12 protein-coding genes are annotated in these 13,173 nt (G+C 42.1%); 9 read left to right on the plus strand and 3 right to left on the minus strand.

Annotated features, from left to right (window positions below):
• The first annotated feature begins 486 nt into the window (after positions 1-486).
• From Q0101_RS06300 to Q0101_RS06310, 3 genes are read left to right on the plus strand one after another with little or no spacing between them, the layout of a single operon-like run.
• A complete protein-coding gene (locus tag Q0101_RS06300; protein ID WP_297943358.1) occupies positions 487-615 on the plus strand; it encodes a hypothetical protein in 129 nt (42 codons plus the stop codon).
• On the plus strand, positions 605-2,335 hold the full coding sequence (locus Q0101_RS06305; RefSeq protein ID WP_297943360.1) for a cache domain-containing protein: 1,731 nt from the start codon (positions 605-607) through the stop codon (positions 2,333-2,335). Before Q0101_RS06300 ends, Q0101_RS06305 begins: the two co-directional genes overlap by 11 nt.
• Positions 2,332-3,027 carry a response regulator transcription factor gene (locus Q0101_RS06310; protein ID WP_297943362.1) on the plus strand — a complete coding sequence of 232 codons (696 nt, stop codon included), beginning with the start codon at positions 2,332-2,334 and terminating at the stop codon, positions 3,025-3,027. The genes Q0101_RS06305 and Q0101_RS06310 overlap by 4 nt, the downstream gene beginning before the upstream one ends.
• Before the next feature lie 187 nt (positions 3,028-3,214).
• Here Q0101_RS06310 and Q0101_RS06315 read toward each other — a convergent pair whose 3' ends face one another.
• The 3 genes from Q0101_RS06315 to Q0101_RS06325 are packed head-to-tail and all read right to left on the minus strand — an operon-like array spanning position 3,215 to position 6,736.
• Positions 3,215-3,772, minus strand: a complete 558-nt coding sequence (locus Q0101_RS06315; RefSeq protein WP_297943364.1) for a hypothetical protein — start codon at positions 3,770-3,772, stop codon at positions 3,215-3,217.
• Positions 3,773-3,775: 3 nt separating this feature from the next.
• On the minus strand, positions 3,776-6,394 hold the full coding sequence (locus Q0101_RS06320; RefSeq protein WP_297943366.1) for a molybdopterin-dependent oxidoreductase: 2,619 nt from the start codon (positions 6,392-6,394) through the stop codon (positions 3,776-3,778).
• 15 nt (positions 6,395-6,409) lie between these two features.
• A complete protein-coding gene (locus Q0101_RS06325; RefSeq protein WP_366939410.1) occupies positions 6,410-6,736 on the minus strand; it encodes a molybdopterin dinucleotide binding domain-containing protein in 327 nt (108 codons plus the stop codon).
• Positions 6,737-6,837: 101 nt separating this feature from the next.
• On the opposite strand from Q0101_RS06325, the gene Q0101_RS06330 reads away from it, so the two are divergent.
• The 6 genes from Q0101_RS06330 (at position 6,838) to Q0101_RS06355 (ending at position 12,853) form a co-directional block, all read left to right on the plus strand.
• Positions 6,838-7,071: a helix-turn-helix domain-containing protein gene (locus Q0101_RS06330; protein WP_297943385.1), complete on the plus strand. Its 234-nt coding sequence runs from the start codon at positions 6,838-6,840 to the stop codon at positions 7,069-7,071.
• Positions 7,064-8,341: an ArsS family sensor histidine kinase gene (locus Q0101_RS06335; protein WP_297943368.1), complete on the plus strand. Its 1,278-nt coding sequence runs from the start codon at positions 7,064-7,066 to the stop codon at positions 8,339-8,341. Before Q0101_RS06330 ends, Q0101_RS06335 begins: the two co-directional genes overlap by 8 nt.
• Positions 8,342-9,046: 705 nt before the next feature.
• The gene (locus Q0101_RS06340) at positions 9,047-10,600 is read left to right on the plus strand and encodes an ATP-binding cassette domain-containing protein (RefSeq protein ID WP_297943370.1); all 1,554 of its coding nucleotides are present in this window, start codon (positions 9,047-9,049) and stop codon (positions 10,598-10,600) included.
• A gap of 279 nt (positions 10,601-10,879) precedes the next feature.
• The gene (locus Q0101_RS06345; RefSeq protein ID WP_297943372.1) at positions 10,880-11,200 is read left to right on the plus strand and encodes a c-type cytochrome; all 321 of its coding nucleotides are present in this window, start codon (positions 10,880-10,882) and stop codon (positions 11,198-11,200) included.
• A 101-nt stretch (positions 11,201-11,301) separates the two neighbouring features.
• Positions 11,302-12,114, plus strand: a complete 813-nt coding sequence (locus Q0101_RS06350) for a riboflavin synthase (RefSeq protein WP_297943374.1) — start codon at positions 11,302-11,304, stop codon at positions 12,112-12,114.
• 10 nt (positions 12,115-12,124) lie between these two features.
• Positions 12,125-12,853 carry a polyphenol oxidase family protein gene (locus Q0101_RS06355; protein WP_297943376.1) on the plus strand — a complete coding sequence of 243 codons (729 nt, stop codon included), beginning with the start codon at positions 12,125-12,127 and terminating at the stop codon, positions 12,851-12,853.
• Positions 12,854-13,173 lie beyond the last annotated feature (320 nt).

Below are 13,173 nucleotides of genomic sequence, written 5' to 3' on the forward strand. Positions count from 1 at the left end.
CGGTATTTCAACCGCATCTTTTAGAGTTTTTGTTTCTTTGAATTGTTTCTCAAACAAGGAAACGTTTTTTTGATAAAAAGCGGTACAGTTTTCCAGAATTATTTTGCTTTATAAAAAAGATTCTATGAAATTACTTTGGACTCATATCTAAAAATCTAGTTTATCTTGGTTTGGATTGGAAAATGACATTAATGCAATTTTGATATTTGATTTAACTAGTCTGATGTTTTGCTTAGACATTAAATTCAAAATAAGTATCTCAGTAATATTATGCGGTATAGTATAGGCTAAATTTAGCAAATTTTTGGTCGCCATTGCACACTTTTATCTTAAAAATTCTATAATACCGAAATGAAATTCAAGCAAAATTATTTTTACATTTTATTAGTCGCCGTTGCTGTGGGATATTTTTATCTAGTTTTTACAAACTATGATGAGAACAAACAACAAACATACAACTCTGCCGTTTCAAGCCAGATAAAAACAGTGCAAAAATACAAAGCAATCATAAATGAGCGCATCGAACAACAAAAGCGACTGCTTGAGGAGACTGCTAAATTTATAGAGACAAAAGACTATATAAAAGACTATGCTACGATAAAAGGTGTGCTTTAGCATTGTTGCTAGAACGGGTAGCTTTTTAGCAGTCTATGCCGGATATCCGGATAGCTACAGATTTGTCGCAAGTAACGAAATCGAGCCGCAATATAATTTCTCAGACCGCCCTTGGTTTGTAGCTGCAAAAGAGAGTATGACAACAAGCTTTACCGAGCCATATATCGACCGCCAGCTTGGCATCTACGTCATCTCTGTCTCAACGCCACTTATAAAAAATGGTAAATTTATAGGTGTTTTGACGGCTGACCTTGACTTTGAAATTTTTCAAAAAGAGCTTGCCGCACTCTTTCCGCTTGCAAATGGCTCAGCGTTTTTAATGGTAGATGGCAAAAATATTCTTGATCAAACAGAGCAAATTTTAGACTTTTCAGGCGCTCAAACCAAAGAGATATTGCAAAAAATTTCAGTTAAAAAACGAGGAAACGAGCAAATTCTTATCAAAAATAAGCCTTATATTTTTGTATATGATACGCTCGCAAATAGCAAATGGATGCTAGTTAGCGTGCTTGATGAGGGCATGATATACAGGCAAATCGACAAAAAAGCGCTAAAAGATCTTGGTATTTTTTTGGCATTGGCATTTTTTGGTATTTGTGCCTTTGCTACTCTTTATGTGGCGCAGCGAAAATTTTATAAAAACAAGCATCTTTTAAATCTTTTTGCCAAAAACCCAATAGGTGGGCTTGTCATCACAGATAAAGCTGGCAATATCGCCTTTATCAACAAAGAATTCGAGAAAATTTTCGGCCTAAAATTTAAGGCAAATATCGGTAAAAATTTAAAAGAACTCTCTAGTATTTTTTGCTTGAATAAAACCACACAGAGTATATTTAGGCAAATCAGCAGCAACCCAACCAAGAGCTTTAGCCTGACTTCAAAAAAGGGCGAGCTGTTTTATAAAACAGAGTTTTTGCCACTGCTTGACAAGCAAGGCGTATTTGAGGGTGTTTTTATCATGTCGCACGATATCACGCATGAGGTGAGTTTGGAACAAAATAGGCAAAAACAAGAGCAAATTTTACTGCAAAACTCCAAAATGGCCGCACTTGGCGAGATGATAAGCGTGATCTCACATCAATACAAGCAGCCTCTAAATACGCTTTTGCTTCTTGCAAGCGATACTCATGAGCTGTTAAGCGGCAAAAATGGCGATAAAATGGCACTAAAAAACATTGAAAATATACGTATGAATGTTGAGCTTATGAATGAAACTATCGATGTTTTTAGGGATTTTTACAAAGAGGATTTTTGCGAGAAAGAATTTGATCTAACCGACGTGCTAGATGATGTTTTATACATTTGCCGACCGCAGCTTCAAGTAAAAAATATCGAGTTACGCTTTACATACGACGAAGGCTCTTATAAGATCAAAAGCTATGCAAACTACATAAAACACGTGCTTATGAACCTTATCACAAATGCAAAAGATGAGCTGGTAAAGAAGGCAAAAAATAGAGAAAATTTCTCTCCTTATGTGGCTATAAATTTAAGCCAAGATGAGAGCAAATTTATTATTACTATCGAAGATAATGCAAATGGTGTAGATAGTGAGCTTTTAGATAAAATTTTTGAGCCGTTTTTTACTACAAAAGGCGACGATGGCACCGGTATGGGGCTTTATCTTTGCAAGCTTATTTTTGAGAAAAAACTACGTGGTGACATAAGGCTTGCAAATGCTAAAAATCCGACAAAATTTGAAATAGAGCTATTAAAATGAACGAAATTTTTAAAGAGTTAGCACACTTAAATGTGCTTTTGGTTGAGGACGACACGCAGTTACAAGGAGTTTTGGCCGGACTTCTTGCACCATATGTAAGCCAAATTTATAAGGCACAAAACGGGCAAGAAGGCTTTGAGTGCTTTAGCAAAAACGACATTGATATTATCATCACTGATATTAATATGACCCATATGAGCGGAACAACGATGGCAAAACGAGTTAGAGAGCTTGATGAGCGTGTGCCGATCATTTTTATTACGGCCTATGATACCGACGAAAATTTACAAAACTCACTAAACATACAAAATTCAAATCTGCTTAAAAAGCCATTTGATAAACAGCAACTTTTAATCATGATATTAATGGCTACAAAAAATGGTTCAAATGCTAATAAGCGTTTAAATTTAGGTCGTGGCTTTAGCTATGATACGCAAGATAGGTTGCTTTATAATGAGAACAAAAATATCGTTTTAACTAGAACTGAGCAGCGACTTTTGCATATCCTAGCGATAAATAAAGAGCGAGTCGTATCGTTTGAGATGATAGAAAATTTCACGTGGAGTGGCAAAGTAGCGTCATTTGAAACGATACGAAACTACATAAACAAACTACGCACCAAAACCTATACACAACTTATCAAAAACGTTCAAGGACTTGGCTACAAGCTCTCGCTTGATGACGAAGTTTAAAAATTTGCCTTTAAAGCAGCGTGTAAAATTTAAATTTAAGCGCAAAAAGTCAAATTTGAAAAATAATAGTACTATGATTTGATTTTCTAAAAGCGAGTTGTAGAGAAAATTTCGTCCTAAGAGTAGATATATAGTCTACCAAAGGCCGAAATTTTCTAGCTCATGAAAGACGATGCACAAAATAAAGTTATTCTATTGGAGCTTTACTTTGTAAAAATCTAGTCAAAGTTTGCGTTTCTGTCTCATCAAGTCCAGCGTTGCCAATCATAGTTTTTATAACACTTGGCCAAACATTTACGTTAAACTCATCGTATCCGTGTAGTGCATGACATGCCCCACATCGCTCTTTAAACAACTCTTCGCCAGGTTTATAAACTTCGTCTAAATTTGATTTTAAAGCCTTTTTGTCAACTACTCCCTTAACGCTAACCTTGATCCATTCATTGTCATAGTCATCTTTTTGGACGCCATTTTTCTTGAAATTTTTATCGTTTTTAACACTTATGTCGCTCTCTAGGACACCTAGTCTAGCATAAGCCGTATTGCCCTCGCCAGGCACAAAGCCGTTATATTCGACTTCGGCGAAATTGCCGCTATCTTTTAATACCTTGACTTTTGCGCCCACAAAAAGCTGACCGATCTCTTTGCCGCCAACCTTATCTAAAATTTTAGCTGGCGTACCGACATAAGCATCGTTAGCAAAAAGCGCAGCACTAAGCCCTAAAAACATAACTATTTTTTTCACTTCTTATCCTTTTTTTGCAAATTTTGGCTGAGAAAAGACCTCTAGGTTTGGCAATTCACCCTCAAATTTCTCGATTTGCACGAGTGCAGTTGCTTGATTTCCCATAGCAAGGCTTGAGGTTGGCTCGTTTGGTATTAGGACGTTTACGTTTCCGTGTCTGCAAAGTCCGTTTTTATCTGGATCCCACCAGCTGCCCTCTTGCATTCTAACAACGCCCTGTTTTACGTTTTTAGTCACGATAAGTCCTGCTAAAGTTTGACCGCGATCGTTAAAAATTCTTACCACATCGCCGTTTTCAAGACCTCTAGCTTTTGCATCGTCTGGATGCATCCATACAGGCTCTCTGCCTTGAACTTCTTCAAGGTTTCTAAGCCATGTGTTGTTTAGTTGGCTGTGAAGGCGGTATTTTGGGTGCGGGGTTACTAAATTTAATGGATATTTTTTTGTTTTTTCCACGTCTCCTAGCCACTCCATCGGCTCCATCCAAGTTGGGTGCGCCTTGCAGTCATCATAAGCCGCTTTTGCAATCTTTTTAGACAAAATTTCAAACTTGCCAGATGGCGTTCCTAGGCGGTTGATGATAGGATTTTTTCTATATTCGGCCATAGTTACGTATTCGTGAGCGTGAGGCGGGACTTTAAACTCAACATAACCCTTCGCCCAAAACTCCTCAAAACTTGGCATACCTAGTTTTGCATCATCGCCCTTTTTCTTTGAGGCATTATAAAACTGCTTGATCCAGTCCATTTCACTCTTGCCCTCACTAAATGCCATGTACTCTTTATCGCCAAATTCTTTTAAAATGCCGCAGTAAATTTGGTAGTCGTTTTTAGCTTGCTCGTATGGCTCGGCAATCTTGTGCATAGCTATAATAAATTTGTTTGTATGAGATTTTGTGATGTCATCTCTCTCTTGCTCGGTGGTAGCCGGCAAAACGATGTCAGCCATGCGAGCCGAAGCCGTCCAGAAGCAATCTTGCACGATAAATGTATCAAGCTTTTCAAATGTTTTGGCCATTAAATTTGTATCTGGCGCATGGTGGAATGGATTGCCGCCAGCCCAGTATGCCATTTTTATAGTCGGATAGGTAATCTTTTTGCAGTTAAAATCGACCTCTTTGTCAGGGTTGTTTATGCAATCAAGGATTCTTGAAACAGGAATAGCAATATTGCTGCGGTTTTTCCACTCGCCCTCAGTTGATGGTACGATGCCGATAGCTCCTAGTCCGGGGAAAGCCGTAGATGTCGTAGCAGAGCCGCTTGCAAGTGCAAGTGCGCTACCGTTTGGCGCAGCTGGACTTGGGCAACCGCCGTCAGAGTAGTGGTAACCAAAGCCATATCCGCCACCAGGCAAGCCGATCTGTCCAATAAACGCAGCAAGCGTTATCATCATCCAGTGAAACTGCTCACCGTGATGTGCGCGCTGTGGTCCCCAACCGCCCATTAACATAGTACGTTTTGAGCCAAAAATTTTAGCCAAATTTATAATATCCGCCTCGCTTACGCCACAAATTTTTGCTGCCCAAGCCGCATTTTTCACGACTTTATCCTCGCTCTCGCCTTTGAGATAAGCGATAAATTGTTCTGAGCCATTTGTATATTTTTTTAGAAATTTCTCATCAGCCACGCCAGCGTTCATCATCTCGTAACATATCGCCATCATCATAGCAACGTCGGTTGTTGGATTGACGAAAATGTGCTCTGAGTTTAGATAGTTTGCAGTGTTGTTATAAACTGGATCGATCGTGATGACTTTGATACCACGTTTTTTCATCTGTTCTTTTAACTTACGAAAATAAATGTAGCTCTCGTGATCTGCCACGCCCCATGCGATCTGGTTTGTATTGATCGGATCAGCTCCCCATATGACGACAACCTCGGTGTTTTTGAGTATCACAGGCCACGCAGTAACAAGAGAGTTGCCCTCATCAGAGCCTGCAACGTGTGGCGTAATTGCACTAATAGCATGCTGCGAGTAGTTTAGCGTGCGAGTCGTGTAGCCGCCAATGATATTTAGCATACGGCCAAGAAGCGTTTGTGGATTGTTAACACTACCAACGCTATACCATCCGTAGCTACCGCCGTAGATTGCGCTACCGCCATATTCTTTATTGACGCGTTTTAGTTCGTCGGCTACTAGTTTAAAAGCCTGCTCCCAACTTATCTCAACCCACTCGTCCTTACCGCGCATTGATTTATCGCTTTGATAGCCTTTTTCAAGGTATCCTTTGCGCACGCTTGGACGTGCGATACGAGTTTGATCGTAGGTTCTAGCAACCACGCCTTGAGTTAGACTAACTGGGTAAAAGTCAATCTCGCTGGCATCTAATACACCTTCAAATTTACCGTTTTTAACTAGCCCTTTGATAGCACCAAAATGGCTTGCGCTCATCTTTGCAGGCGTGTCGCTCATTAGGTTGTCACTTATGAGACTTGTTGCGTTTAAGCTACTTGCGCCAGCGGCTGTAGCTGCTGCAGCTTTTAAAAAATCTCGTCTTTGCATCTTTTCTCCTTTGTGAAATTTTGTGGTTAGTTTAAAATATAAATGTAATTTTAAATAAAAAGTATAATAAAAGTATAATTTTAAAAAATTTGTAAAAAAATGCCCGAAGAGCTCGGACACTATAAGTTTTATGCGTTAGGTTTTTGAAAACACCTTTACTCTTGGAGCATTGCCTGTAAATTTCTCGATATTTACAAGAGCTGTGTGAGATATATTGCCTTGTGCAAGCTTTGATGTGCCCTTATCAATAGTTAGGACATTTACATCGCCATGAACACACATAGATCCTATCTCACCAGGATTTTGTGGATCATACCACGCACCCTCTGCTACGCAAACTACATCTTTTCTGACATCATCTGTTACAACAGCACCACATAAAATTTTGCCACGTTTTGATGAAACAACGACTAGATCACCATTTTCAATGCCTTTTTGTTTAGCATTTTCTGGATTTATCAGAACTGGCTCACGCTACTTCGCCGAGGGAACAAGCGGGCAACGACTCCAAAACCTTTTGCGTTGATAAACAAAGGCGTATCGTCATAAAAAACAAAGAGGAGATAGCGCTAACGAAAGCGGAATTTGACATCTTTATCTACCTTTATGAAAAAGAGGGGTTGGTCGTGCCAAGGGAAGATATTTTGATAAATTTGGATCAGGCGAAATTTCAAAGCGGACTAAAAAGCATCGATGTCGCCATAGGGCGCTTGCGTCAGAAAATAGGAGACGATCCTAAAAATCCGCGATTCATTCACCCCGTGCGCGGTATAGGGTATAAATTTATCAATGCGTAATATATCTATCATCAAACTCATATCTTTTTTCTTTTTTGCCGCGCTCATTACGGTAAATTTAGCATTCTTCATCGAATCAAAAAGGCAGGTAAGAGACGCAGAGTACCTTACTTATGAGCGCTTTATGCTGGGTATGCGTATACGAGGACAAGTAGAAGATAACGCAACTAAGCAACTAGCGCAAATTGGCCTTAAAAATAGCGAGCTTGATCCTATTAAGATCAGGCAAGGTGGCGAAAAAATTTTTAGCGACTCGTATACCGATATGATAAGGTATAACAAAAAGCTCTACTTTGTACCTAGATTTTCTTCTATTGATCCTAAGATGTTTTCACGCATTATGGATGCGGCAGGGCTTGAGCTATCAAGCAAAGATGACATCGCGAAAAACGATGTGCCTTTAGAAAATTTAGAAGAAATTTCTTCGCATAACATTTGGATACTTTGGCTTATAGTAAATATCGTAATGGTGGCTTTTTTCATAGTCGTCTTAAAAAAATTGCTGAGGCTCAGAAATTTAAAAAATATGATAAGAAGGGCAGGAGAAGAAGACAAATTTAGATTGCTAAAAGTAGAAGCAAATGATGAAATAGGCCAAATCGCTAGCGAATTTAACACGACGATGCAAAAAATAGATGCGATAAAACAGGCTAAAGCGCTATTTTTACGCAACATCTTGCACGAATTTCGCAACCCGATAATGAAGGGGCGGATCATGGCGGACATGATAGCCGAAATCTTACGAGACGATAAATTTAAAAGTAGATTAAAACAAATTTTTATAAGGCTTGAAATGATACTGGGCGAAGTCGTCAAAGTAGAAAAACTCGTATCCAATGAATGGGAGCTTAAGAAAAATAAGCACCGAGTTATAGACATCGTCGATCACTCGGTAGATATGCTTTTGCTAAAAGACACGAGCCGCATAGAAGTGCGAGCAGATATGGAAATAAGCGCGGTTGAGGTTGATTTTGAACTTTATGCGACTGGAGTTAAAAATTTGATCGATAACGTCTTAAAATACTCTAGCGGCAAAGTCCTTGTAAATATAGATAAAAATGCCGTCTGTATAAGCAGCACGGGAGATGAGCTGGAACCGGAAAGACTCGATTTTGAAAGAGCTTTTAACAGAAAGGTAGAGACGTCAAATTCAGGACTTGGTCTTGGACTTTATATTGCAAATCAAATTTTTAAAAAACACGGCCATACTTTAAAATACAAGCACAAAGATGGTAAAAATAATTTTCTAATATGTTTCATAAACACTTGATCTAAAAATAACTTGTTTATTAATACTTATAAATTATTTTAAGCTCGTTATTTGCGCTGATTAATTCATTTATAAAGCCTAACAAATCTGTTATTAATAGTACAATGGCGCCTCTGTGATATCCGCCATATTTTTTTGGTTTACGATAATTCCGAGATTTTTTAGATATTTAGTCACTCCGCAGAAGCCACAATAAGGTAGCTGAAGAAGAATTCACACACGCACGCTAAAATTTAACGGCTCTTTCGTCGTGTAGAAAAGATAAAATTTTAGTAGAGTACGGTATGGGGGCGTCTAAATTTAAACGTGATCGTTTTGGTTGATGCGCGGCGTTAAATTTTATACGACTTGTTAAGACTGTGGCGATGAGTAATTTTAAAATTTTGATTTTGGCGTGGGTAAAATTTAACGACAGCGCGTTCTGTCGTCGAGGTATAATGTATGGGTATCTGGCGGTATATCGACGTAGTGGAGATTGGCAAGTGTTGCATATAAACGAAGCGAATTAAAATAAGAATGCGGATGAAATTAGCGCCGCGTGATACATATAAATAGCAGCATGCCCCGTAAACGATGTGATTCGCGATAAAATTTTGCGTAAATTAAGGCGAAATTTAGCCGACGAAATGAGAACGGATTTAAAATTTAACCGTTTTTTCAAGCGAATTTTGCCACAATTGCGCTCAAATTTTGTTGGGGCAAAAGATGAAAAAATATACCAAGCAAATCCTCGCGATGCTCGCGCTAAACGCGATCTACAGCGGCTCGGGGATCTTGATTTTAAGCTTTATCAATAAATATCTACTTGACGGCACCGAAAGAGGCGGGCGCATCATCGCGCTATTTTTCGCGCTCTTGGCGATATTTCTGCTGCTTTCGGTGCTAAGCCGCATCATGCTTTGCAAGATGGAAAACGACTTCGTATTCGATCTGCGCACCAAGATCATCAAGCAGATCATCGATACGAAGTTCGAGCGCATCGAGGCTGCGTCGAAGGCAAACCTGCTTGCATCCCTTTCCAGCGATATTTCGCGCCTGACCGAGGGCTTTATGCGCATCTCCGAGCTCATTCAAGGCGCGATGATCGTGCTGTTTTGCGGCATTTACGTGCTATACATCGCGCCTATGATGTTTGCGTTTTTATTCGTCTGGATCGGCGCGCTGATGATTTTCAACCGTTTTTTGATGAAAAAGGTCATGCAAAATTACGATCTGTACCGCCAAAACGAGGACGTTTTGTATAAAAACTACGCCGCGGCGATCGAGGGGCATAAGGAGCTGTCGCTAAGCCTAGCCAAAGCGAAGAGCCTATACGAAAACGACTTTTTGCCCAACGCGCAAAATTTACGCCAAAGCTCGCTGCGAGCCGAGGTTTACGGCGCGTTTGCGAGCAATTTTATGAACGTGATGATGCTCGGTGCAGTGGGATTTGTGCTTTATTTTGGGCTAAGCGGGGGCAAAGCGGAGCTCGCAAACGCCGTAACGATCGCGCTTACGGTGCTTTTTTTGCGCGCGCCTTTGATGATGCTCATATTCTCGCTTCCTAGCGTGCTGCGCGCCAAGATCGCCTACGCAAAGATCAAAGAGTTAAATTTAGACCCGTTCGTGCAGGGCTTCGAGCTTGCGCAAATGCAGCCGTGGCGCAGATTGGAGCTTAAAGACGTGAGCTTTTCGTATCCGGGCGGGAAATTCGGCATCAAGGGGGTAAGTTTGCAGCTAAATGCGGGCGAGACGGTGTTTTTGATCGGCGAAAACGGCAGCGGAAAATCGACGCTTTTTATGATCTTAGCGGGCCTTTATACGCCGCAAGCAGGCGAAATTTTAGCCGACGGCGCGGCCCTTAAACCCTCCGATCTGCGCGCCTACAGCAATAACATAAGCGCGGTTTTCAGCGATTTTTATCTCTTCGACTACGCTACGGGCGATGCGGACATCGCGCGCGAGTGGTTGGCGCTCATGCACCTGCAGGATAAGGTTGAGCTAAAGGGAGCTAAATTTAGCACCACGAGCCTATCTAGCGGGCAGCGCAAGCGTTTGGCGCTCGTAAGCGTGCTGATGGACGGGCGAAAATTTTTGATGCTTGACGAGTTTGCCGCCGATCTCGATCCGCAGTTTCGCGCAGAGTTTTACGAGCGGATTTTGCCCGAGCTGAAATCGCGCGGATATACGATCTTTGCGATCTCGCACGATGATAAATACTTCGGCGCCGCAGATAAAATTTATAAGATGCAAAGAGGCGAAATTTCGCGCATAAAGTAAAGCGGCTAAATTTTAAAATTCTACGCGAAATTTCGCGCTGGAATTTGGCGTATAGATGAAATTCCGCCGTAGAATTTCGCCGCGAAATTTTACGATTGAAATTTAAGTGGCAAGGCGAAATTCGCTTAAAATTTTACAGCGCAAATTCCGCTTCAAGCCCCTATGCTAAAGTTTGCAGTAGATAGAATTTTGCCTCTTTGGCGCAAATTGCAAAAATTTAACCGAAATTTACTAAATTTTGATTATACTGCACCCACAATTTAAAAAGAAAGGATAGGAATGAAAAAAGTTCTTATTGCATGTGCTGCGGTTGCGGCGTTTAGTTCGAGTTTATTCGCCGCTGATGGCGCTACATTGTATAAAAAATGCGTGGCCTGTCATGGAGCTAACGCCGAGAAGCCTTATCTCGGCGGCAAAGTACCTGCGCTAAACACCCTAAGCAAGGAAGATATCATCGCTAGCCTAAAAGGCTACAAAGACGGCACCTTGGGCGAGGGCAAGGGAAAATTTGGCATGATGGGTGTTATGAAAGGTCAAGCAGCTTCGCTTAACGACGAATCGATCGAAGCGCTAGCTGATTTCATCGTTTCTAAAAAATAATTTCAAACTTCATTCGGCGGGCTTCGCGCTCGCCGAGCTTTGCTTAACCTTAAATTTCAAAATTCTACGCTAATATCACGTAAAAATTCCAAAGGCTCATAATGTTTAACGGACTGATCAGAGAGATCGCGCAGGTTGCGAGCTTTAGCGGCGATTTGCTGCGACTGCGTGCGAGATACCGACCTGCGCTTGGCGATAGCGTCGCGGTAAACGGCGCGTGCCTAAGCGTGACGCGGCTTTTTGCGGACGGATTTGCGGTGCAGCTTTCGAGCGAGACGGCACGCGTCATCGCCGCACAAAACCTGCGCGGCTCGGTGCATATCGAGCCAGCGATGCGGCTAGGCGAGCGCATAGACGGGCATTTGATCCAAGGGCATGTCGATGCCGTAGGCGAAATTTATAAAATTTCAAAGCTTGCAAGCGGCGTCGATTTTTTTATCCGTGCGCCGCTGCATATAGCGCCGCTGCTAGCGCCGAAGGGCTCGGTAGCGATCGACGGCGTGAGCCTAACGATCAACGAAGTGCTTGCGGGCGGCGGAAATTTTATTCACAAAGACCCGTTCGGCGCAAATTTGAGCGACTCAAGCTTGCGCGGGCAAAATTTTAGCGGTTCAAATTCCGTTCGCGATCTAAACTCCTTGGGCGCAAATTTAAAGAGTAAAGCGCAAAGCTGCGCTATTCGCCTTACGATCATTCCGCTGACGCTCAAAGATACACTCTTTGGATCCTACAAAATTGGGCGCCGCGTAAATATCGAGACCGATCTGCTCGCGCGATACGTCGCGGCACAGCTACGTTTTGCCGGCGGACGGATCGTCGGTCTCGGCACTGTTGCGGCGCGTGACGTGAGTGCCGAGAGTGAAAAAGACGGGCTTTCGTGGGATGCGGTAGATAAAATTTTGAGCCTGTATTAAGCGGCGTGTGATGGACAAAATCGAAATTTGCAGAGAAAATCTTGAGTTTGTATTGGACGGACGCCGCGTGCTGGCGGGCTTTAGCACGCGGCTTGGCGGCGTAAGCGGCGGAGCCTACGTAAGCCTAAATTTAGGAGATCACGTGGGCGACGATCCGCAAAACGTCGCGCAAAACCGCGAAATTTTAGCCACCGCGCTCGGCATCGCGCCGCAAAATTTAAAATTTATGCGTCAGATCCACTCAAACAAAGTTGAAATTTTACGCGCAGCTATCGATGAAATCCCGCCTTGCGATGGGCTCGTGACCGATCTGCGTGGCGTGGCGCTGTGCGTGCTGGTAGCGGACTGTTCGCCCGTGCTGATCGCGGACGAGCGGCGCGGCGTGGTCGCTGCGGTGCATGCGGGGCGCGCGGGCGTAATGGGGCGGATCTGCACCAATGCGATAAATTTGATGAGCGAGCGCTTCGGCTGCGTCGCTGAGGAGCTGAAGGTATTCGTGGGCGCGAATATCAAGGCGCGAAACTACGAACTCGGCGGGCTTGATCTGGGCGAGTTTGAGCGCTACAAAATGCAGGGGCATTTCAATCTAAACGCCGCACTTCGCGACGAGCTCGCAGCTGTGGGGGTGCGAAACGTTAAATTTGATCCGCGCTGTACTTTTGAGAGCGAGCGGCATTTCTCATACCGTAGAGACGGCGCTACGGGGCGCTTCTGCGGGTTTGTGATGAATAAAATTTAATCTAAAATTCATGCATTTTAATTGTAAATTTGTTTAGATAGAAGGGGTATTTGTCGTGAAATCTTAAGCAAATTTGCATGCGTCAGAATAAAAACAAAACACTATATAAGTTATGTAAAATCGCATAACAATCAAGCTTGTTTTAATAAAATTTTAAATATAATTCTTATTTCATTTCACACGCATCAATCCTTGATTTAGTTGTAAATTTAGAGCAAATTTACGGGCGGATGCGGAGGAATAAACTAAATTTCGGGGCAACCCACAAGGAGAAAACTCATGGTAACAATGAGAGATTTGCTAGAGTGCGGCGTTCATTT

Source organism: uncultured Campylobacter sp., assembly GCF_937921625.1.
GTDB lineage: Bacteria > Campylobacterota > Campylobacteria > Campylobacterales > Campylobacteraceae > Campylobacter_B.

Coding starts and splice junctions, on each gene's coding strand:
- Q0101_RS06310 (WP_297943362.1), top strand. CDS start 2,332: ATGAACGAAATTTTTAAAGAGTTAGCACACTTAAATGTGCTTTTGGTT.
- Q0101_RS06335 (WP_297943368.1), top strand. CDS start 7,064: ATGCGTAATATATCTATCATCAAACTCATATCTTTTTTCTTTTTTGCC.
- Q0101_RS06340 (WP_297943370.1), top strand. CDS start 9,047: ATGAAAAAATATACCAAGCAAATCCTCGCGATGCTCGCGCTAAACGCG.
- Q0101_RS06345 (WP_297943372.1), top strand. CDS start 10,880: ATGAAAAAAGTTCTTATTGCATGTGCTGCGGTTGCGGCGTTTAGTTCG.
- Q0101_RS06350 (WP_297943374.1), top strand. CDS start 11,302: ATGTTTAACGGACTGATCAGAGAGATCGCGCAGGTTGCGAGCTTTAGC.
- Q0101_RS06355 (WP_297943376.1), top strand. CDS start 12,125: ATGGACAAAATCGAAATTTGCAGAGAAAATCTTGAGTTTGTATTGGAC.